Annotated in this window: 16 protein-coding genes; 8 read left to right on the plus strand and 8 right to left on the minus strand. The window is 63.7% G+C overall.

All coding sequences use genetic code 11. The features are described 5' to 3' along the window. Positions 1–12 precede the first annotated feature (12 nt). The gene (gene ppa / locus O3300_RS15440; RefSeq protein WP_034786159.1) at positions 13–555 is read right to left on the minus strand and encodes an inorganic diphosphatase; all 543 of its coding nucleotides are present in this window, start codon (positions 553–555) and stop codon (positions 13–15) included. Positions 556–1,179: 624 nt separating this feature from the next. Between ppa and O3300_RS15445 the strand changes: the two genes are divergently transcribed. Further along, positions 1,180–3,609, plus strand: coding sequence for a membrane-bound PQQ-dependent dehydrogenase, glucose/quinate/shikimate family (locus tag O3300_RS15445; protein WP_305053444.1), 2,430 nt, complete (start codon positions 1,180–1,182; stop codon positions 3,607–3,609). Between the two features lie 87 nt (positions 3,610–3,696). On the opposite strand, the gene O3300_RS15450 is transcribed toward O3300_RS15445, so the two are convergent. Genes O3300_RS15450 through hemC form a run of 4 tightly spaced genes read right to left on the minus strand, consistent with a single transcriptional unit; the run spans position 3,697 to position 7,822 of the window. Then, the gene (locus O3300_RS15450; protein WP_071653290.1) at positions 3,697–4,893 is read right to left on the minus strand and encodes a heme biosynthesis protein HemY; all 1,197 of its coding nucleotides are present in this window, start codon (positions 4,891–4,893) and stop codon (positions 3,697–3,699) included. A 4-nt stretch (positions 4,894–4,897) separates the two neighbouring features. Further along, positions 4,898–6,046, minus strand: coding sequence for a uroporphyrinogen-III C-methyltransferase (locus tag O3300_RS15455; RefSeq protein WP_305053445.1), 1,149 nt, complete (start codon positions 6,044–6,046; stop codon positions 4,898–4,900). Further along, on the minus strand, positions 6,043–6,825 hold the full coding sequence (locus O3300_RS15460) for a uroporphyrinogen-III synthase (RefSeq protein WP_305053446.1): 783 nt from the start codon (positions 6,823–6,825) through the stop codon (positions 6,043–6,045). The genes O3300_RS15455 and O3300_RS15460 overlap by 4 nt, the downstream gene beginning before the upstream one ends. Then, the gene (gene hemC / locus O3300_RS15465) at positions 6,818–7,822 is read right to left on the minus strand and encodes a hydroxymethylbilane synthase (protein ID WP_099664820.1); all 1,005 of its coding nucleotides are present in this window, start codon (positions 7,820–7,822) and stop codon (positions 6,818–6,820) included. Before hemC ends, O3300_RS15460 begins: the two co-directional genes overlap by 8 nt. Positions 7,823–8,065: 243 nt before the next feature. On the opposite strand from hemC, the gene ppc reads away from it, so the two are divergent. Both ppc and O3300_RS15475 read left to right on the plus strand, forming a co-directional pair. Beyond that, the gene (gene ppc / locus O3300_RS15470; protein ID WP_305053447.1) at positions 8,066–10,906 is read left to right on the plus strand and encodes a phosphoenolpyruvate carboxylase; all 2,841 of its coding nucleotides are present in this window, start codon (positions 8,066–8,068) and stop codon (positions 10,904–10,906) included. A gap of 176 nt (positions 10,907–11,082) precedes the next feature. Further along, the gene (locus O3300_RS15475) at positions 11,083–12,840 is read left to right on the plus strand and encodes a PAS domain S-box protein (RefSeq protein WP_305053448.1); all 1,758 of its coding nucleotides are present in this window, start codon (positions 11,083–11,085) and stop codon (positions 12,838–12,840) included. A 59-nt stretch (positions 12,841–12,899) separates the two neighbouring features. Here the strand turns inward: O3300_RS15475 and rpoD are convergent, their stop codons facing one another. Further along, positions 12,900–15,446: an RNA polymerase sigma factor RpoD gene (rpoD, locus tag O3300_RS15480; RefSeq protein ID WP_099664823.1), complete on the minus strand. Its 2,547-nt coding sequence runs from the start codon at positions 15,444–15,446 to the stop codon at positions 12,900–12,902. 566 nt (positions 15,447–16,012) lie between these two features. Between rpoD and O3300_RS15485 the strand changes: the two genes are divergently transcribed. From O3300_RS15485 to O3300_RS15495, 3 genes are read left to right on the plus strand one after another with little or no spacing between them, the layout of a single operon-like run. Next, positions 16,013–16,522, plus strand: a complete 510-nt coding sequence (locus O3300_RS15485; RefSeq protein ID WP_034758713.1) for a ProQ/FINO family protein — start codon at positions 16,013–16,015, stop codon at positions 16,520–16,522. A 9-nt stretch (positions 16,523–16,531) separates the two neighbouring features. Then, positions 16,532–17,179 carry a 3'-5' exonuclease gene (locus O3300_RS15490; protein ID WP_077401767.1) on the plus strand — a complete coding sequence of 216 codons (648 nt, stop codon included), beginning with the start codon at positions 16,532–16,534 and terminating at the stop codon, positions 17,177–17,179. A gap of 21 nt (positions 17,180–17,200) precedes the next feature. Continuing rightward, positions 17,201–17,626, plus strand: a complete 426-nt coding sequence (locus O3300_RS15495; RefSeq protein WP_305053449.1) for an SMI1/KNR4 family protein — start codon at positions 17,201–17,203, stop codon at positions 17,624–17,626. Between the two features lie 21 nt (positions 17,627–17,647). On the opposite strand, the gene O3300_RS15500 is transcribed toward O3300_RS15495, so the two are convergent. Both O3300_RS15500 and O3300_RS15505 read right to left on the minus strand, forming a co-directional pair. Then, on the minus strand, positions 17,648–17,995 hold the full coding sequence (locus O3300_RS15500) for a DUF4870 domain-containing protein (protein ID WP_034786172.1): 348 nt from the start codon (positions 17,993–17,995) through the stop codon (positions 17,648–17,650). 97 nt (positions 17,996–18,092) lie between these two features. After that, a complete protein-coding gene (locus O3300_RS15505) occupies positions 18,093–19,505 on the minus strand; it encodes a PLP-dependent aminotransferase family protein (RefSeq protein WP_305053450.1) in 1,413 nt (470 codons plus the stop codon). A 153-nt stretch (positions 19,506–19,658) separates the two neighbouring features. On the opposite strand from O3300_RS15505, the gene O3300_RS15510 reads away from it, so the two are divergent. Together O3300_RS15510 and O3300_RS15515 are read left to right on the plus strand one after the other, a co-directional pair. Continuing rightward, entirely contained in the window at positions 19,659–20,381 is a 723-nt protein-coding gene (locus tag O3300_RS15510) for a c-type cytochrome (protein WP_305053451.1), read from the plus strand. After that, on the plus strand, positions 20,378–21,652 hold the full coding sequence (locus tag O3300_RS15515; protein WP_305053452.1) for a cytochrome c: 1,275 nt from the start codon (positions 20,378–20,380) through the stop codon (positions 21,650–21,652). The genes O3300_RS15510 and O3300_RS15515 overlap by 4 nt, the downstream gene beginning before the upstream one ends. Positions 21,653–21,670 lie beyond the last annotated feature (18 nt).

The raw sequence follows: 21,670 nt of genomic DNA on the forward strand, positions 1-21,670 counted from the left end.
TACCGGGTGTTCTTAGGCTTTGGCGGCGTCGGTCTTGAAGGCGGCAACGCCGTTCAGGATTTCTTCCTTGGCCACTTCAGGACCATACCAGCCGTCGATCTTGACCCATTTGCCTTTTTCCAGATCCTTGTAGTGCTCAAAGAAATGCTGGATCTGGCGCAAGCGCAGTTCGTTCAGGTCTTCCGGCTTTTGCCAGTGGCTGTAGATCGACAGGACCTTGTCGACTGGCACGGCCAGCACTTTCGCGTCTTCGCCCGACTCGTCGGTCATTTTCAGCACGCCGATAGGACGGCAGCGCACGACCACGCCCGGGATCAGCGGGAACGGGGTGATGACCAGCACGTCGACCGGGTCGCCGTCCGGCGACAGGGTGTTCGGCACGTAGCCGTAGTTGCACGGGTAATGCATGGCGGTACCCATGAAGCGATCGACGAAAATCGCGCCGCTTTCCTTGTCGACTTCGTACTTGATCGGATCGGCATTCATCGGGATTTCGATGACGACGTTGAAATCGTTCGGCAGATCGCGGCCGGAAGAGACGTTATTCAAACTCATGGGGTTCCTCATTAGCGGATTGTGTTTTAACCGCGCAATTATAGCGAAGTACAGGCAGCTTGTGCGATGCAGCAGCGGCCCGCCGGCGTTTTGCGCGTCCAGCCAGCAACAGTGGCGTGCCTGGCCCGCCGGCGCGCGCAACCGGCCATCGAGAGAATAAACAAACCATCGGCAATAATAAGTACAAACACCTAAGCAATACTACCGACGCCTTGAATCAATGCCAATGGAATATCTGCGTATTTTCATTTGAATATCGCCACACGCCAGGCATGGTTATTATAATCCGCATTGCATTTTTTGCAGCCACTTATAACAACAGTTTTATTCTCATTCATTCCGCAGCGCCCCTGCATTATTGCGCGACACCCCGCCCTCTCCCCTCCAGGCGGCCTGCCAGCCCCGCAACACCCTTATCCAGCATAATATTTGTTCTTATTTGAAGCGTTTATTTGATTCAAATAAGAGCCCCGCCAAAAAATGGCGCTACCGGAAGACAATCATCAATTCTGATAAACTGTCACATTCTGGTGATTCCAAACTTTGTATATTCTGCAATCGACGCCTTCCCTGAATTCAATATGGCGCATCACGCGCCACCGATAAATCCTTGCAAAAAGGAATATGATGATTCCCTCTTTCCGGCCCGGTCCTTTATTAAAGGTCACCGGCGTTATTTTCATTCTGTTTGGCCTCGCCCTGCTGGGCGGCGGCATCTGGCTGGCCACGCTCGGCGGCTCCTGGTACTACTTGCTGGCCGGTATAGGCATGCTGATCGCCGGCGCGCTGGTATTCCAGGGCAAGCGCAGCGCGCAACCGTTCATGGCGCTGCTGCTGCTCGCCACCCTGATCTGGTCCCTCATTGAAGTGAAATTCGACTGGTGGCAATTGTTGCCGCGCCTGGACATCTGGTTTGCCGCCGCCGTCTGGCTGCTGCTGCCCTTCGTCAGCCGCCGCCTGGCCCCTCCCGCCGGCGCAGCGAAACAGCCGCAAGCGGGCAAGACGGCCCTCTCCGCCGCCGTGGCCCTGACCGTCATCGCCGGCGTCATCGCCCTGTTCCAGGACTACCATGACCTGCATGGCGACGTGCCGGCCGAAAACATGGTCGCCACGGCCTCAGGCGACCTGGCGCCCGGCGTCGAGCACAACGACTGGTCCGCGTATGGCCGCTCCGGCTATGGCGACCGCTATGCCCCGGCCGCGCAGATTACGCCGGCGAATATTTCCGGCCTGAAAGAAGCCTGGACCTATCACACGGGCGACTTCAAGGGTCCGAACGACCCGGGCGAGATCGCCAACGAAGTCACGCCGCTGAAGGTCAATGACATGCTGTACCTGTGCACGCCGCACAATATCGTCATCGCCCTGAACCCGGACACGGGCAAGGAAATCTGGCGCCACGATCCGAAGATCAACCGCGACGCGGCCAGCTACCAGCACATGATCTGCCGTGGCGTGGCCTACTGGGACGTGAACGCGGGCCGCGCGAAGAACAATCCGGCCCCCGAAGCTGCCGGCATGGAATGCCCGCGCCGCATCCTGGCGCCGACCATGGATGGCACCATGATCGCCGTCAATGCCGATACGGGCGAGTCGTGCAAGAGCTTTGGCAACAACGGCGTCGTCAACCTGTATAAAAACATGGCCATGATCAAGCGCGGTTTCCTGATGCCAACGTCGCCGCCGGCCGTCTCGCAGAAAATGGCCGTGATCGCCGCCAGCGTGACGGACAACCATTCGACGGAAGAGCCATCGGGCGTGATCCGCGGCTACGATCCCGTCACCGGCAAGCTGATGTGGAACTGGGACCCGGCCACGCCAGAAGACACGGCGCCTTTCCCTGAAGGCAAGAACTACACCAACAACTCGCCCAACTCGTGGGGCGTGGCCAGCATCGATGAAAAGCTGGGCATGGTTTACATTCCGATGGGCAATGAAACCCCCGATACCTGGGGCGGCAACCGCAACAAGAATGGCGAGAAATTCAACAGCGCCATCGTCGCGCTGGACCTGGCGACGGGTAAAGTACGCTGGGTCTACCAGACCGTGCACCACGATATCTGGGACATGGACATCGGCGGCCAGCCGAGCTTGGTCGACATCGACACGCCGAAAGGTAAAGTGCCCTCTGTTGTTGCCACGACGAAACGCGGCGACATTTACGTGATCGACCGCCGCGACGGCAGCCTGGTCGTGCCGGCGCCGGAAAAACCCGTGCCGACGAGCAATCCTGCCGCCGGCGACACCCTGTCGCCCACGCAGCCGTTCTCGGCCCTGACCTTCTTGCCAGAACGCAATATCAGCGAAGCGGACATGTGGGGCACCACGCCGTTCGACCAGCTCGCTTGCCGCATCATCTTCAAGGAACGCCGCTATGAAGGCCCGTTCACGCCGCAAACGGCCGGCAAGGGCGCCGTCATCTCGCCGGGCCCGCTCGGCATCTTCGAATGGGGTGGCGCAGCCATCGACCCCGTGCGCCAGTTGTTGATCGTCAACCCAGACTACATGGGCTTCCTGGAAAAACTCGTGCCGCGCGCGGAAACGACGGCCAAGGGCGGCACGGGTGGCGAAATGGGCTTGCAGCCGCAGACGGGCGTACCGTTCGCCGTGGAAATCAAGGCCTTCCTGTCGCCGCTGGGCTTCCCATGCCAGGCACCGCCGTGGGGCTATGTGGCCGCCGTCGACCTGCGCACCATGAAGAAAGTGTGGATGCACAAGAACGGCACCACGCGCGACAGCGGCCCCGTGCCGATCCCCTTGCCACTGGGCGTGCCCAGCCTGGGCGGCATGGTCACCACGGGCGGTGGCGTGACCTTCCTCAGCAGCACGCTCGACTACTACATCCGCGGCTACGATGTCAGCAACGGCAAAGTGATCTGGAAGGCCCGCTTGCCAGCCGGCGGCCAGGCTACGCCGATGAGCTATGTGTCGAACAAGTCGGGACGCCAGTTCGTCGTCGTCATGGCCGGCGGCCACGGTTCGCTGGGCACGAAGATGAGCGACACCCTGGTCGCGTATGCCTTGCCGGAAGGCACTGCAGCACCGAAGAAATAAAGCGGTAACAGCGCACTGCGCCATGGAGTGCGCATAAAAAAAGCCGTTCAGTCTGCACTGAACGGCTTTTTTGCGTCTGCGAGCGGCTTACAGGATAGTAGCCAGTGCACACTGCCGGTAATGGGCGGCAGCCTGTTCCGTCTGCTGCAAGGCGTCGTGCATCTGCGCCAGCTTCAGGTGGGCGTCGCGCACCATTTGCGGCTCGTTGGCATCCGACAAAGCCTGCTCCAGGTGGCGCTGGGCCTTGCCCCACAGTTTTTGCTTGAGGCACAAGGTACCCAGGGTCAGCGCCAGTTCCGCATCCAGCGGACGCTGCTTCATCCATTGCTCGCAATGCTCGATCTGCAGCAGCAGGGCCGGCGTGCCGCTTGGCGCCGCCGCTTCGCGGTAGGCGCGCACGACGCGCTCGTCCCAGTCGGCGGCCAGCGATTCTTCGCACACGAGGCGCGCTTCATCGTGCAGGCCGCGCGCATTCAGGGCCGTGGCGGCGCGGCAGGCGATATACGGCTTGACCCGGTCGGCGCTTGGCACGGTGGACCACACGCGCATCAGCGACTCGGCGTCATGCGAGGGGTCGGACAGCAGATGGTCGTAGGCCAGTTCGCGCAGGCGCGACGACAGGGCCGGATGCAGGGCGCGGTGCTTGTCGAGCGAACGCACGAGGCGCAGCACTTCCGGCCAGTTCTTCGCCTGCTGCTCGGCTTTCAGCGACCATTGCAGCGCGTGGATGTGGCGCGTGCCGCTGGCATTGAGTTCGCGCACGGCGGCCAGGGCCGCTTCCGGCTGGTGGTCGTCGACCAGCAATTCCGTCACCGTCATCAAGCGGGCCGTCTTCAGGCTGGCATCGCCTTCGACGCGCGACAGCCAGCTGTCGCGGCGTTCGGACTGGCGCATGCGGTGCGCGGCGCGCGCGCCGATCAGCGCGGCCAGGCCGGCGTTCTCTTCCAGCTCGGCGGCGCGCAAGGCGGCCTTCTCGGCATGGCCGAAACGGCCTTCGAACAGGGCTTTCAAGGCTTCGCGCAAGCCCTTGTTGCCGTCGCGCTCACGCTTGCGCTGGCGGTAGGCCGCCACTTGCGCCGGCATGCGCACGGTGGCGCGCACGGCGCGCACCAGCAGGTACAGCAGCACGAACAGCACGACCTGCAGCAACAGGAAGAAATTCAGCGACAAATCGATGCGGTATGGCGGATAGAACAGCACCACGTTGCCGGGATTGAAACGGGCCGTCACGGCGATACCGATCGCCGCGGCCATCAGGGCGAGTAACCAGAGAAATAGACGCATGGGCTCAGGACTTCGCTTTGTAGTTGCGCACAGCCGTCAGGCTGTCGGACAAGGTTGGCATTTCGATGGCCAGGTTGCTGCCCTGCACCTGGCGCAACAGGGCTTGCGCCGTCTGCGTGCTCTTGGCGCGGGTATCGAAATACTTGGCCAGCGCATCCTGTGCGGCGATCAAATCGTTGCGGAAAGCCGTTTCATTGCGCGACAACAAGGCCATGCGGGCATTGAGCAGGCGCAACTTGACGTTTTCACGCAAGAAATACGATTGCGTCGGCGACAGCATCAGCGCTTCCGGCGTATCGACGCGGCGGATGCGTATCAATTGACGCACGTCGGCCCACATGTCGCCGCTCCAGGTATTGAAGCCGTCGCGCACTTTTTGCAGCAGCGGTTCCGGCGCAGGCGGCCCCATCAGCTTGCCGCTCGCATCGCGCACGGGCTTGGCCTTGCCCGGTTTTTCCGGTGCGGCCGGCAAGACCGGCGTTTCGTCGGACAGCATCGGCAGCGAATCGACCTGGGCGATCACGGCGTCGAGGCGCAGGGCCACGCCCGTCGAATCGACGCTGGGCAGGGCTTTCAATTTTTCCATGTCGCGCCCGATGGCGCGGCGGATGGTGATGAATTGCGGCTTGTCGGAACGCGACAGGCTGCGGTCCGCGTTTTGCAGGGCGATCAGCGCGCCGGGCACGTTGCCGGCCAGTTGCAGCTGCTGGCTAGCCGTCGACAGCACTTGCTCGATTTCCGTCAGCGCCCACTCGTCGCGGTTCTTCGACAAGTCGTTGTACAGTTGTTCCAGCGCAAGCTGCTGGCTTTGCGTTTCGCTCTGGCGGTTTTCCAGCGCGCCCACCTTGATTTGCAGCTCTTTCGTGCCTTCTTGCACGTTGCGCGCCAGCACGCCCGTTTCGGCATTGCTGACATCGCCTTTTTGCAGGCGCTTGGCCACTTCTTCGCGCAGGTTGCGGATCTGCTTGCTGGTCGACCAGCTTTGCGCAGCCAGCAGCACGGCCAGCACGATGACGGCGATGCTCATGGGCTTTTGCAGCTGTTCCAGCAGGGTCGGCGCGCGGCCGGCAGGTTGGTCGGCCGCCTGCGGCGCCGTCTTCACGGCGCTGCCAGGCGTTGCATTCGGTTCGGAGAGTGTAGGCATTTCGTTCATGGTCGTGATTGTAACGCGGCGAGCACTCCTGCGTCGCCTGATCCTGTCAAGGTGACTCGGGCAAAACCCAGGGCCGCCGCCGTTTGTGCAATGCGGGCGTGCGGCACGATCAGATGCTGCTGTTGCATTTTCACAACAGCTGCCTTTTCAGCATCCATTTCGCCCAGCAGCGCCAGCAAGCCGCGCAGCGCTTCCGAGCTGGTGATGATCCAGTCATTATTATGCTGCAACAGGTTTTCCAGGGTCGCCCGCAAGGCTGGCGTCAGCCTTGGCACCTTGCGGCGGTAGGCCGTAACGAACTCGACACTGGCTCCCGCCGCGCGCAAGCCGTCGGCCAGGTAATCGCGTCCGCCATCGCCGCGCACGATCAGCACGCGCTTGCCGCGCAGGGCCGGCAAGTCCAGCGCCAATAATAAATGTTCGGAGTCGCTGCGCGCCGTGTCCAGCGGACTCGTGATGGTCGCGTTGGCGTCCGTGACGCCGTGCGCGCCCAGGGCCATCCGGCTGCCCTCGCCCACCACGGCCAGCGGCAGGCCGGGGGGCCAGGCGGGCAGATGCGCAAAGACGCAATCGATGGCGTTGGGCGAGACGAACGCCACCAGGTCGTAATCGCTCAGGCGGGCCAGCACGGCTTGCAGCCGCGCGCATTCCTCTGCGCCGTCAAGCGCGTGGATTTCCAGCAGCGGCAGCAATTGCACGGGCAAGCCCAGCGCCGCGATACGGGCGGCCAGCGGCCCCGCTTGCGCCGCGGGCCGCGTGATCACCACGGTGTCAGGCATGCGGCGCCAGGCCTTCATGGTTGTCGGGCGTGACGGCGCACGAGGCGAGGATGCCGGCGGCATCTTGCCCGCGCAACAATTCGGCCACTTGCTCGCCCAGCTGTTCCGGCGCGCCGGCAGCACCGCTAACATCGGCGCTGGCCATGCGCGCGCCGTCCGGCGTGGCGACCATGGCGCGCAAGCGCATCTGCCCGCCCTCGACGGTGGCGAACGCGGCCAGCGGAATCTGGCAGCTGCCGCCGAAGATCTTCGACACCTTGCGCTCGGCCGTGACGGCTTGCGCCGTGGCCGTGTGGTTCAGCGGCGCCAGCAGGCGCACCAGGTCGGCGCCGTCCGCGCGCCCGCTGCGGATCTCGATCGCCATGGCGCCCTGGCCTGCGGCCGGCAAGCTGTCTTCCGGCGCCAGCACGGCGCGGATGCGCGACGCCAGGCCCAGGCGTTTCAAGCCGGCGGCGGCCAGGATGATGGCCGCGTAGTCGCCACGGTCCAGCTTGCCCAAACGCGTATCGAGGTTGCCGCGCAGGGGCAGAATCGTCAGATGCGGGTAGCGCGCGGCGATCAGCGACTGGCGGCGCAGGCTGCTGGTGCCGACGACGGCGCCGTGCGGCAGCTCGGCCAGGCTGGCGTAATCGTTCGACACGAACGCATCGCGCGGGTCTTCGCGCTCGAGGATGGCGGCCAGGGCAAAGCCTTCCGGCAACTCCATCGGCACGTCTTTCAGCGAATGCACGGCCAGGTCGGCGCGGCCTTCTTCCATCGCCACTTCCAGCTCCTTGACGAACAGGCCCTTGCCGCCTACCTTGGACAAAGCGCGGTCCAGAATCTGGTCGCCGCGTGTGGTCATGCCGAGAATTTCGACGCTACACTGCGGATACAGGGCGGCCAGGCGGGCGCGCACGTGTTCAGCTTGCCACATGGCAAGACGGCTCTCGCGCGTGGCGATCACCAGGCGGGCAGGAATATTCAATTCGTTGGGGGTCAATTCGGATGCTTTCAAAACAAGTTCTTTCGCTGTGGCTGTCGTTGTCATTATCGTTGCCATTTCGCCCGTCTGATATCAATTTTGTATCGGGTGGCGCCTGGCGTCGCTATAATCGTTATCGCTTAGCCTAGAAGGCCAAGTCAGGCTAGCGTCCATGTTGAAGACCACAAATTTTATCATGCGCCCCCTCCCCTCTGCGGCCAAACGCCCGGTGCGATCCACATTCCCTTGCTTTTACACTTACTTTGGTTCTTTATTATGCTCAATGACGCAGTAGCACCAGAAATAGTTCCAGCGGCCGGCTCCGACAAGGACGCGCCGCTGAAAGAAGACATCCGCCTGCTGGGCCGCCTGCTGGGCGACGTGCTGCGCGAACAGGAAGGCGACGCCGTCTTCAATGTGGTGGAAACCATACGCCAGACGTCCGTGCGCTTCCGCCGCGAAGCGGACGCGGGCGCCGCGCTGGAACTCGACGCCATGCTCAAGGAACTGAGCCGCGAACAGACGATTTCCGTCGTGCGCGCCTTTTCCTACTTTTCGCACCTGGCCAACATTGCGGAAGATCAACACCACATCCGCCGCCGCCGCGCCCACCTGCTGGCCGGCTCGCCGGCGCAAAAGGGCAGCGTCAGCTTCGCGCTGAGAAAACTGCGCCTGGCCGGCGTGCCCCGCAAGACGGTCGACACCTTCTTCCAGGACGCCCTGATCGCCCCCGTGCTGACGGCCCACCCGACGGAAGTGCAGCGCAAGAGCATCCTCGACGCCGAGCACGACATCGCCCGCCTGCTGGCCGAGCGCGACTTGCCGCAGACGCCGAAAGAGCGGCACGCCAACATGCAGCTGCTGCGCTCGCGCGTGGCCACCCTGTGGCAGACGCGCATGCTGCGCTACTCGAAGCTGACGGTGGCCGACGAAATCGAAAACGCCCTGTCCTACTACCGCATCACCTTCCTGCGCGAACTGCCGGGCCTGTATGACGACATCGAGGACGATATCGCCGCCGAATACCCGAACGGCGACGGCACGATCGAGCCCATCAACGCCGCCTACGTGCAGATGGGCAGCTGGATCGGCGGCGACCGCGACGGCAACCCGAACGTCAACGCGGGCACCATGCAGCACGCGCTGGCGCGCCACGCCACCACCATCCTCGACTTTTACCTCGACGAAGCGCATGCGCTGGGCGCGGAATTGTCCGTCTCGACCCTGATGGTGGGCGTGAGCGCCGAACTGCAGGCGCTGGCCGACCAGTCGCCCGACGCCTCGCCGCACCGCAGCGACGAGCCGTACCGCCGCGCCCTGATCGGCATCTATGCGCGCCTGGCCGCCACGGCCCGCGCCTTGGGCGCCACCAACATCCTGCGCAAGGAAGTGGGCGCAGCGGCCGCCTACCCGGACGCGGCCGCCTTTGTGGCCGACTTGCGCACCATCGTCGCCTCGCTCGAGTCGCACCACGGCGCCGCCCTCGTGCGCCCGCGCCTGGCCACCCTGGCGCGCGCGGCCGACATCTTCGGTTTCCACCTGGCGTCGCTGGACATGCGCCAGACCTCGGACGTGCACGAGCGCGTGCTGGCCGACCTGTTCGCCAAGAGCGGCGTGGCCGCCGATTACACGGCCCTGTCCGAGGAAGATAAGCAAGCGCTGCTGCTGAACGAACTGGCCCAGCCGCGCCTGCTGTACTCGCCCTACATCGCCTACGCGGCGGAAACGGATTCCGAACTGGCGATCCTGCGCGCGGCGCGCGACATCCGCCAGCGCTACGGCGCGCGGGCCATCCGCAACTACATCATTTCGCACACGGAAACCGTGTCCGACTTGCTGGAAGTGTTGCTGCTGCAAAAGGAAACGGGCTTGCTGCGCACCGACTGGCAAACTGGCGACAGCATCTGCGAGCTGATGGTCATCCCCCTGTTCGAGACGATACCCGACCTGCAGCGCGCGGCCGGCATCATGAGCCAGGTCATGGCCTTGCCTTTGGTCAAGCAATTGATCGCCAAGCAGGGACAGTTGCAGGAAGTCATGCTCGGCTATTCCGATTCGAACAAGGATGGCGGCTTCCTCACGTCCAACTGGGAACTGTACAAGGCGGAACTGGCGCTGGTCGCCGACTTCCAGAAGGCCGGCGTCAAGCTGCGCCTGTTCCATGGCCGCGGCGGCACGGTGGGCCGTGGCGGCGGACCCAGCTACGAAGCCATCCTGGCCCAGCCGCCGGGCACCGTCAACGGCCAGATCCGCCTGACGGAGCAAGGCGAGATCATCGCCTCGAAGTTTTCCAACGCGGAAATCGGCCGGCGCAACTTGGAATTGCTGGTGGCCGCCACCCTGGAAGCGAGCCTGGCGCCGCAGGAAGCCAATCCGGCCCGCAACGGCCAGCTGGCGCAGTTCGAAGCCGTGATGGCGCAACTGTCGGACCTCGCCTATCACGCCTACCGCCACCTCGTGTATGAAACGCCGGGTTTTACGGAGTATTTCTTCTCGGCTACACCGATCGCGGAAATCGCCGAGCTGAACCTCGGTTCCCGCCCCGCCTCGCGCAAGGCCAACCAGCGCATCGAAGACTTGCGCGCCATTCCCTGGGGCTTTTCCTGGGGCCAGTGCCGCTTGCTGCTGCCGGGCTGGTTCGGCTTCGGCAGCGCCATCGAAACGTGGATCAATCAAGCCGACGGGGCCGCGAAAGATGACAAGATCGCCACCCTGCGCGCCATGTACGCCGAATGGCCATTCTTCGCTACCCTGCTGTCGAACATGGACATGGTGCTGGCCAAGACGGACCTGGCGATCGCCTCGCGCTATGCGGAACTGGTGGCGGACCAGGGCTTGCGCGAACGCATCTACAAGCGCATCACTGACGAGCACGGCAACACCCTGCGCTGCCTGGAGCTGATCACCGGCAACACGGAACGCCTGGCGGGCAATCCGCTGCTGGCCCGTTCGATCCAGAACCGCTTCGCCTATCTCGACCCGCTGAACCACTTGCAGGTGGAGTTGATCAAGCGCAACCGCGCCCTGTCGGCGGAAAGCCGGATCGACGAAAGGGTGCACCGCGGCATCCAGCTGTCGATCAATGGCGTGGCGGCCGGCCTGCGCAACACGGGCTGATCGCACCGCCTTGCCATCGGCAAACAGGGCCGGCACCGCAAGGGCCGGCCCTTTTGCTTGCCCAATGGAAAAATATTCTCAAGAAAACAACAATTGGTATTACACTAGCGTCGGATACCTTCCCCTCTCCGGCGCCAGGCGCACGGCAGCGGCCAACCACGACGCCAGGGACGCGGATGAGCAAATGGTCGATTGAAACCCTGAGTGGCGCTTGCGGCGCCCTCATCCTGATCATGCTGGGCTGGTTCGCCGGCGCAGCCTGGCAAGAACTCGATTTCTGGCAGCATGTCTGGCTGGCCCTGCTGCTGCTGGCCGCCGCCGTCGCCGTCCTCTGGCTGATGCGCAAGCTGCGCAGCCACCTGGCCCTGACGCGCGCACAGCTCGACGATAGCCTGATGCGCTACCAGCACCTGAGCGAAACGGCGCAGGACGGCATGTGGCAAACGGATGCGCACGGCCGCATCCTGCACGTCAACCAGCGCCTGTGCGACATGCTGGGCGTCCCCTCGGAACAACTGCTGGAACACTCGATGGACGAATTCCACGACGAAGCCACCTTGCTGCGCCTGTGTCCGCTGCGCCAGACGGCGACGGATAGTTGCATGGGAGAACTGCATTACCAGCATGGCGACGGCTCGGAACGCTGGGCCATGCTCAGCGGACGCCGCCTGTACGACCAGCGCGGCACCCTGACGGGAGCGCTGGTCATGGCCAGCGACATCACGGAACACAAGCGGGCCGAACACGCGCTGACCGTCGCCCATGCGGAGCTGGAAAGCCGCGTGGCCTTGCGCACGGCCCAGCTGCTCGACGTCAATCTCCAGCTCTCTGCGGAAATCGCCATGCGCGCGCAGACGGAAGCGGCCCTGGCGCGCAGCGAAGAGCGACTGCAGGACATCATTTCCATGATGCCCCTGTCGCTGTTCCTGAAAGACGCCGATTCGCGCATGCTGCTGATGAACCAGGCTTGCGAGCAGCAATGGGGCGTGCTGTTCCAGGATATCGCCGAGGGACGCGACGTGCAGCACTTTCCTTCGGACCAGACCCAGGCATTCCACGCGGCGGACCAGGAAGCGTTTGCCAGCCGCCAGGTGGTGATCCGCGAAGAACTCGTGTGGAATGCGCGGCTGCAGGAAAACCGCCTGCTGCAGACGCATAAAAAACCCATCTTCGATGCGCAAGGCCGGCCGCAGATGATCATCGCCATGGGCATCGACATCACGGAAAGCAAGCGCAACGAGGAGAACCTGCAGCGCACCCTGGCCCAGCTGCGCGAACTGACCGACCACCAGCAGACCATCAAGGAAGAGGAAAGGCGTCGCATCGCGCTCGACATTCATGACGACCTGGGCCAGAACCTGATGGTGCTGCGCATCGACGTGTCGCTGCTGCACGCGCGCACGGCCAGGACCCACCCGCGCCTGCACCGCCACGCCCAGCGCGTGCTCGACACCATCGACGCCACCATCCGCTCGGTGCGCACCATCATCAATGACTTGCATCCCAGTACCCTGGAGCTGGGCCTGGGCCCGGCAGCCGAATGGCTGATACGCCAGATGGAAAGCCGCGGCGCCATCCGCTACCAGCTCTCGCTCGACAGCGAGGCGCCCGACCTGGGCCTGGACCAGCGCCAGACGTCGGCCATCTTCCGCGTGCTGCAGGAATCGCTGTCGAACATCGTGCGCCACGCCCAGGCCAGCGAGGTGGAAGTGGCGCTGGCGCAAGATACGGATGCCATCGTGCTGCGCATCAGCGACAACGGCATCGGCATGCAGCCGGACGCCCACGGCAAGAAGGCCGCCTTCGGCCTGAAGAGCATACGCGAACGTGTCCACGCGCTGGGCGGCGAACTGCGCATCGACAGCCAGGAGGGCCAGGGCACGGCGCTGGCCATCCGCCTGCCTATCGCCAAAAGCCAGGCCGTCGAAGCCTAGGACAATTCCAGGGCGAAAAAAAAGAGGCTTGCGCCTCTTTTTTATTGCCTGCTGACTACTTAATTTTGCGTCAAGAAGGTTTTCAGCTTGTCCGAACGCGAAGGCTGGCGCAGCTTGCTCATGGCTTTCGCTTCGATCTGGCGGATGCGCTCGCGTGTCACGTCGAACTGCTTGCCCACTTCTTCCAGCGTGTGGTCGTTCGACATTTCCACGCCGTAACGCATGCGCAGCACTTTCGCTTCGCGCGGCGTCAGGGAGTCCAGCACTTCCTTGATCACGTTGCGCATCGACGCGTGCAGCGCGGCGTCCAGCGGCGCCAGGGTCGTGTTGTCTTCGATGAAGTCGCCCAGTTGCGAATCGCCATCTTCGCCCATCGGCGTTTCCATGGAAATCGGCTCTTTCGCGATCTTCATGATCTCGCGCACCTTGTTTTCCGGCATTTCCATCTTGACGGCCAGGGTCGCCAGATCCGGCTCGCTGCCCGTTTCCTGCATGATCTGGCGCGAGATGCGGTTCATCTTGTTGATCGTTTCGATCATGTGCACCGGCACGCGGATGGTGCGGGCCATGTCGGCGATCGAACGCGTGATGGCCTGGCGGATCCACCACGTGGCGTAGGTCGAGAACTTGTAGCCGCGGCGGTATTCGAATTTATCGACAGCCTTCAGCAAGCCGATGTTGCCTTCCTGGATCAGGTCGAGGAATTGCAAGCCGCGGTTGATGTATTTCTTGGCGATCGAAATAACCAGACGCAAGTTGGCGACCGTCATTTCGCGTTTCGCGTGACGGGCGCGCTTTTCGCCGGCAGCCATCTGCTTGTTGATCTTGCGCAAGTCTGCCAGCGGCAGGGCCACGCGGGCTTGCAGGTCGATCATCTTCTTTTGCAGTTCCTTGACGGCAGGCACGTTGCGGCTGAGGATGGCGCTGTACGGATACTTGCAATCGACTTCGCGGTCGACCCATTCCAGGTCGCATTCATTGCCCGGGAACACCTTGATGAAGTGGGCGCGCGGCATGCCGCATTTGTTCACGCACAGTTCCAGCACGGCGCGCTCGATGTGGCGCACTTCTTCCATCTGGCCGCGCAGGGTGTCGCACAGCTTTTCGACGACCTTGGCCGTGAAGCGGATGCCCAGCAATTCCTGCGAAATGGCTTCCTGCGCCTTGACGTAGGCTTTCGAGTTGTAACCCTCGGGCGCCTTGCGCATCTTGTCGTACTGCGTCGAAATGACGTTGAATTTCTCCAACGCATTCTTTTTCAGCTGGGCCAATTGCTCGCTGGAGAAACCGGCCGCGCCGCCATTGGCGTCGCCGTCTTCTTCCTCGGCTTCTTCTTCCTCTTCCTCGTCGTCACCGCTGGCGGCGGCGGGCGCGGCGGCAGCGGCAGGCGCCGGGGCATTGCTTTCGTTCAAATCGACGAAGCCGTCGACCACTTCATCGACCTTGATTTCGTCGCGCGCGATTTTTTGCGACAGCGCAACGATTTCGCCGATGGTGGTCGGGCAGGCGGAAATCGCCTGGATCATGTCCTTCAAGCCGCCTTCGATGCGCTTGGCGATCTCGATCTCGCCTTCGCGCGTCAGCAGCGCCACGGCGCCCATTTCACGCATGTACATGCGCACGGGGTCGGTGGTGCGGCCGAAGTCGGAATCGACCGTCGACAGGGCCGTCGCGGCAGCCGCTTCCACTTCATCGTCGCTGGTGACGGTGGCGACGTTGTCGGTCAACAACAGGCTTTCCGCGTCAGGGGCGCGCTCGTAGACGGCGATGCCCATGTCGTTGAAGGTGGCGATGATGCCTTCGATGGCTTCCGGATCGATGATGTTTTCCGGCAATTGGTCATTGATCTCGGCATAGGTGAGGAAACCGCGTTCCTTGCCCATGTTGATCAAGCCCGTGATCTGCTTGCGGCGGCGTTCCAGGTCCGCTGCCGATGCTTCCGGATCGCCCAGCGCGTCGGCCAGGCCGCCCTTGGCCTTGCGGTCGCGCGCTTTCGACACGGCCTTCAGTTCGGCGCGCTCGACGGCGTTCAGTGCTGCCACTTCGTCGTTTTCCGGCGTGAATTCGCTCGGTTTGCGGCCACGGCGGCCAGGTACCTTGACGGTCGGCAAGAAGTAATTCGAGGTATCGATGGCGGCCAGGGCGTCGGCGTCCGTGGTCTTGCTGACCACTTGCGCGCCGGTGATGATGGTCACGGGAGCCGCTTCAGGCTTGGCGCGCACGACTTTCGAACGGGCTGCCGTCACCACCTTGTTCGTGGCGGCGCTTTCGCTGACCTTGCGCGGCGCAGGCGCCGCCTTGGCGCTTGGCGCCACCTTGACGCTCGGCGTCTTGACGGGCGCCGCTTCCACGGCGTCGGCGGCGTCGGCCACGGGCGCGGCAACCGCTGCTTCCGCTACCGTTTCGGCCGGCGGCACGGCAGCCAGGCGCGAGCGGCTTTTCTTCACCACGGTGACGACGGTCGGCGCCGTCGTCACCGTGGCTTCCGGATTCGCTTGCGCATTATCGATGAAGTAAGATAAAGTCGTTTTGGGTACGGCAAGCGGCGCCGCGGCTGGGCGTGGAGCCTTGGCGGACAACGTTAAAGTTTTTGGCGTATTCTTCATGAGATATCTCTTAATGCGAGACCAGATGGTGTCGGCGCGAAGTGAATGATTCCACCTAAGCCTGCGAAACCGGACTCGATGGAGCGTATTGTTGCGGCTGCCGTCAAGGGCAGCGGCGCCTGTCTATCGTGACGTTCATAGCCCGCGCATCCGGCATGAGGAGCGCGGGGCCGAAGCCGGGTCAGATAAATAAGCGATGTACATTGCGGAATGAAAAAAAGCCCGTACCAGAACGGGCTTGAATCTATTGTTGTTCAGTGAAGACACAGCGGAGAGCAAGATTATGCACGAAGGCCCGTTATCTGAATAATTGATAAGTGGAATAACCGATATCAAAAATATCAATAATGGTGGCCCTGCGCCGCACTGCTCCTATCCCCTGCACACCTGAGCCAGACCTTCAAAAACAGGGTCCAGTCATCAGCGCAAGCCGACATTATACACATTTCCCGTATTTCGCGCTGTGCCGGCTGTAGTGCGAACCCGCTTATCGCAGGTCAAGTTGCCAAAAAAGACAATGCACTTGCCTGTGGCGCGTGCTATGCTCCCCTTTTATAGCCCAACCAATGATGTCGATGACCAGCTCCACGCCAGACCAGCAAGCCACCACTCCTGACACGCCAGTCGATGCAGCCCCAGCGGCGGCACCGGCCGCAGCGACCACGCCGGCGCCTGCCGGCCTGACCGCGCGCGCGCTGCTGAAACAGTTCCAGGAGCAATTCCCGCCATTCCGCGATTGCCTGCCCTTGTCGATCGGTATCGACAAGCAGATCCTCGCGCGCCTGCCGGACCTGGACCGCAAGCTGATGCGCACGGCGCTGGGCATCCACACGGGTTCGCTGCGTTACCTGCGCGTGATGGAAAAAGCCAAGGTACGCTACGACCTCGACGGCACCGCCGGCGCGGAAGTGACGCAAACCCACCGCGACCACGCCACGCAAGTATTGCAGCAACGCTTCAAGAAGGAAGCCGAGCGCAAGAAAGCCGAGCGCGATGCCGCGGCCGCCGAAGAAGCGAACCGTTTGCGCCTGGAAAAACTGAATCAGCTGACCGCGAAATTCTCGCGCAAAGGCTGATCCGGTTTCATGGACACAGCTGCCGCACCGCCACTGCCCCCCTATCAAGGCATTGCACTCGACCACGTCAAGCTGGTACGCACCAGCGACGATGCACAGGCGGCCATGGCCGCCCTGCTGGCAGCGGACGCCATCGGCTTCGATACGGAATCGAAGCCGACTTTTGTGAAGGGCGAATCCTCCACGGGACCGCACCTGATCCAGCTGGCCACCGACGACATCGCCTACCTGTTCCAGGTGGGCAGCACGCCGGCGCCGGCCCTGGCCGAACTCAAGGCCATCCTCGAATCGACCACCACCCTGAAGGTGGGCTTCGGCCTGTCCGACGACGTCAAGCGCCTGCGCAACAAGCTGGGCATCGCCCCGGCCCAGGTGCTCGACCTGTCCGTCGCCCTGCGCGGCGGCCAGCGCAACGACCTGGGCGCGAAGACGGCCGTGGCCAAGTTCTTCGGCCTGCACCTGCAGAAATCGAAAAAGATTTCCACCACCAACTGGGCCACGTCGCGCCTGACGGAAAAGCAGATCCTGTATGCGGCCGACGATGCACAAGTGGCCCTGCGCGTGTACCGCCGCTGGATCGCCGACGGCGGCAAGGTCGCGCCGCAAAAAGCCCCGCGCGCCAGCACGCCGCCAGCCCCGCCGCCTATCGCCGCCTGAGCCGGTGCGCCTTCCTGCAGCATGAGCAAGAGCAAGTCCATCGGCACCACGCGTGACGCGATCGCCGCCGCCGAACAGGCGCTGGGGCGGCAGCTGCCCGCATCCCATGTGCAATGGTTATTGGAGAACAATGGCCGCGCGCTGGGCGCCTTGAGCGTGTTTCCCGTCTACGACGCGGCCAATGCGCGCAAGACGTGGGAATCGATAGCACGCCATTACCGCGAAGGCTGGCAGGAATGGCTGGAGAATGCGGGGACAGGCGACGAGGCCGGCAGCCTGCTGCCCTTCGCCCAGTTCGGCACGGGCGATTACTACTGTTTTGACTATGCGCAAACGGGGCCATCGGGCGAACCCGTGGTCGTGCTGTGGTCGCACGAAACAGGCGCCACCACCGCGGTGGCGCCCGGCTTTGCCGCATTCCTCGCGCTGCCCGGCCGTCCGGGCTGACACCCGGCGGCCGGCACAGCCCTATTTGACGAGGCGCAAGGTCAAGGGATAGCGGTAAGTGACGCCATTGCTGGCCTTGACGGCCGCGACGATCGAGCACACCAGGTTGGCCAGCGCCACGATCCAGAACAGGAACAGGCCGATCAGCACGAACGACAGGATGAAGCAGGCGAAATACCAGATGATCAGGGTGATCTGGAAATTCAGCGCTTCGCGGGCGTTCTCGGCCGAGAATTTATCCGCATCATCTTTCTTGATCAAATAAATGATCAGCGGCGCCACCCAGCTGGTGAACAGGCCGCCAACGTGGGACAGAATGGCGATCGTCGTATCTTGTGTACGACCCACTTCCGGCTGCGTGTTATCCATTATGATTCCCATCATTAGTTATAGATACATCAATATAACAGTAATATTTCTTTTTGGAATGGAACACTTGCTGCCGCAAGGGACTTTTTTTTCGCCGCTATGCCGCCGCCAGCGCCAGCCGCCCCAGGGTGGCGATGGCTTCTTCCAGTTGCGCGTTCCACGGGTGGCCGTAATTGAGGCGGATGCAGTGGCGAAACGCGCGCGTGGCGGAAAAAATGGGGCCGGGCGCGATGCTGATGCCGGCCGCCAGCGCGCTGCGGTGCAAGGCCAGCGCATCGATACCGGCAGGCATCTCCACCCAGACGAAATAACCACCCTGCGGCCGCGTGACCCTTGTGCCGGGCGGAAAATGCACGGCGATGGCTTGCAGCATGGTATTTTGCTGCGCCGCCAGGGTCAGGCGCAGCTGGCGCAAATGGCGGTCGTAGCCGCCTGCCGCCAGGTAATCGGCCAGCGCCATCTGCAGCGGGATGGGCGCCGACAGGCTGGTCGTCAGCTTCAGGCGCTCGACCTGGCGCGCATAGCGGCCCGCCACGGCCCAGCCCAGGCGAAAGCCGGGCGCCAGGGTCTTGGAAAACGAACTGCAATGCATCACCAGACCCGCGCTGTCATGGCTTTTCGTCAAGCCGGGGCGCTGCTTGCCGAAATACAACTCGCCATACACGTCATCCTCGATCAGCGGCACGCCATGGCGCGCCAGCAGTTCGGCCAGCGCGCGCTTCTTTTCCGGCGACATCAGGCTGCCCAGGGGATTCTGGAAATTCGTCATCAGCCAGCACGCCTTGGGCTGGTGGCGCAGCAGCAATTCCTCGAGCGCCGCCAGGTCGACGCCGTCGCGGGGGCTGGTGGCAATTTCCACGGCCTTGAGTTCCAGCCGCTCCAGCGCCTGCAGGCACGCATAGAAGCTGGGCGACTCGATCAGCACCGTGTCGCCGGGCCGCGTGACGGCTTGCAGGCACAGGTTCAGCGCTTCCAGCGCGCCATTCGTGATGACGATGTCGTCGCTGGACACCAGCACCCCGTCGAGCTGGTAGCGCAGGGCGATCTGGCGGCGCAGTTCGGCATTGCCCAGCGATAAATCCGTGACCGTGCTCCACGGGTCGAGGCGGCGCATGCTGGCCGACACGGCCCGCGCCAACTTTTCCATCGGAAACAGATGCGGGCTGGGAAACGCCGAGCCGAAGGGCACGATATCGCGCGCGCCCACGGCGCCCAGCACTTCGAACACGAGGTCGCTGACATCGACCGTGGTGCTGGCGTCGAGCGGGCGGGAACTGTCCGGTTCGGGCGCCAGCGCGGCGCGCTGCGGCGCCACGTAGTAACCGGAGCGGGGCCGCGAGACGATCATGCCGCGCGCTTCGAGCAAATAATAGGCCTGGAACACCGTCGACGGGCTCACGCCCCTGCGCGCATGCTGCTGGCGCACGGAAGGCAACTTATCACCAGGCAACAACAGCTGCGTGCTGATCATGGCGGCGACTTCTTCCGCCAATTCCTCATATCGTTTCAACCCTGCTCCTCAAACTGATCCGTAGTTTTATTGCACAACTGATCCTGTCACAGTGACAGCACCCGTTATATGCTAGGGTAACAACATCCGGGCAGCAACACCGGGACGCCATAATCGACCGACGAGACAGGTTACTTTTCCATGCAACTCTCCATGCTACTGCATTCCCCCCTCGTGCTGTTGCTGGCCATTGCCTTGCCCGCCACGGCGCTGGCCGCGCCCGCCAGCATTTCCGCCAGCCACGACAGCCTGGAACAGCGCATCAAGGCGTGCACGGCCTGTCATGCGCAAAAGGAACGCCACGACGCCTTCTTTCCCCGCATCGCGGGCAAGCCGGCCGGCTACCTGTACAACCAGTTGCTGAACTTTCGCGAGGGACGGCGCCAGTATCCGATGATGAACTATATGGTGGAACACTTGCCTGACGATTACCTGCGCGAGATTGCCGACTATTTTGCGGCGCAGCACCCTGCCCCGCCGCCGGCCCAGCCCAGCGGCGCCGGCACGACGGCCCTGGCGCGCGGCAAGCAGCTGGTGCTGCATGGCGATGCCGGCAAGAAAATTCCCGCCTGTATCGCCTGCCACGGCCAGCAGCTGGCCGGCGTGGCACCCGCCATCCCCGGCTTGCTGGGCTTGCCGCGCGACTATATCAACGCCCAGCTGGGCGCGTGGAAGAACGGCATCCGCCGCGCCCACGCGCCCGACTGCATGGCGCAAGTGGCGCAGCGCCTGTCCGACGCGGACGTGGGCGCCGTCTCGGCCTGGCTGGGCACGCAAGTGGCCAGCGCCGACGCGCGTCCGGCCGCCAGTATCGCCCTGCCCTTGCCGCTGCATTGCGGCGGCGTGCCCGGCTCCGGCGCACAGGTGGCGCCATGAAAAAATGGATGCTCGCGGCGGCCATCGTCGCCATCGGTGCAGCCGGTGCCAAATTCCTGCTGTGGCCGGCGGACGACGTGGGACCGCCGGCCACCGCCAGCACCCTGAGCCAGGAACAGCTGGTCGCGCGCGGCGCCTACCTGGCCAAGGCGGGCGACTGCATGGCTTGCCACACGACGCGCGGCGGCGTGCCCTACGCGGGCGGCCGTGCCTTGCAGACGCCGTTCGGCAAGGTGCTCTCGCCCAACATCACGGCCGACAGGGAAACGGGCATCGGCAGCTGGACGGCCGACGATTTCTGGCGCGCAATCCACAACGGCAAATCGAAGGATGGCCGGCTGCTGTATCCGGCCTTTCCCTACACCAGCTACACCAAGGTGCGGCGCGAGGATAGCGACGCTCTGTACGCCTACTTCCAGAGCGTGCCGCCGCACCGGCAAGCCAACCAGCCGCACGCGCTGCGCTTCCCCTATAACCAGCAGATCGCGCTGGCAGCCTGGCGCGCCCTGTATTTCAAACCGGGCGTGTACCAGCCGCTGACGGGCAAAAGCATGGAATGGAACCGCGGCGCCTACCTGGTGCAGGGCCTGGGCCACTGCAGCGCCTGCCATAGCAGCCGCACGACCCTGGGCGGCAGCGACGACGGCCTGTCGGGCGGCCTGATTCCCGTGCTGGGCTGGTATGCGCCGTCGCTGACGTCGGATGCGGAAGCGGGCCTGGGCGACTGGGACACGGCGCATATCGTGGAATTGCTGCAAACGGGCGTGTCGCCGCGCGCCACCGTCTTCGGCCCCATGGCGGAAGTCGTGCGGCAAAGCTTGCAGCACATGAGCAATGCCGACGTGCAAGCGATGGCCGTCTACCTGAAAAGCCTGCCCGGTCCTGCGCAGCCCGCGCAACGGGCGCCGCGCGACACGTCCGAGCAAGCCCGGCAGCAACTGGCGCTGGGCGCGAAACTGTATGAGGCGCAATGCGCAAGCTGCCACCAGGCCGACGGCAAGGGCGTGCCGCCCGGCTACCCGCCGCTGGCCGGCAACCGCGCGCTGACGACGGCGTCGGCCGTCAACGCCATCCGGCTCGTGCTCAACGGCGGCTTCGCGCCCGGAACAAAAGGCAACCCGCGCCCCTACGGCATGCCGCCGTTCGGCCCCGTCATGGATGATGCGGAAGTGGCGGCCGTGGTCACGTACCTGCGTGCGTCGTGGGGCAATGATGCACCGGCCGTGTCGGCCCTGGAAGTCAATAAATACCGCAGCGTGCCGCTGGAGTAGCGCGCCTGCGGAAATAAA

It is taken from the genome of Janthinobacterium sp. SUN206 (assembly GCF_030587305.1).
Classification (GTDB): domain Bacteria; phylum Pseudomonadota; class Gammaproteobacteria; order Burkholderiales; family Burkholderiaceae_D; genus Janthinobacterium; species Janthinobacterium kumbetense.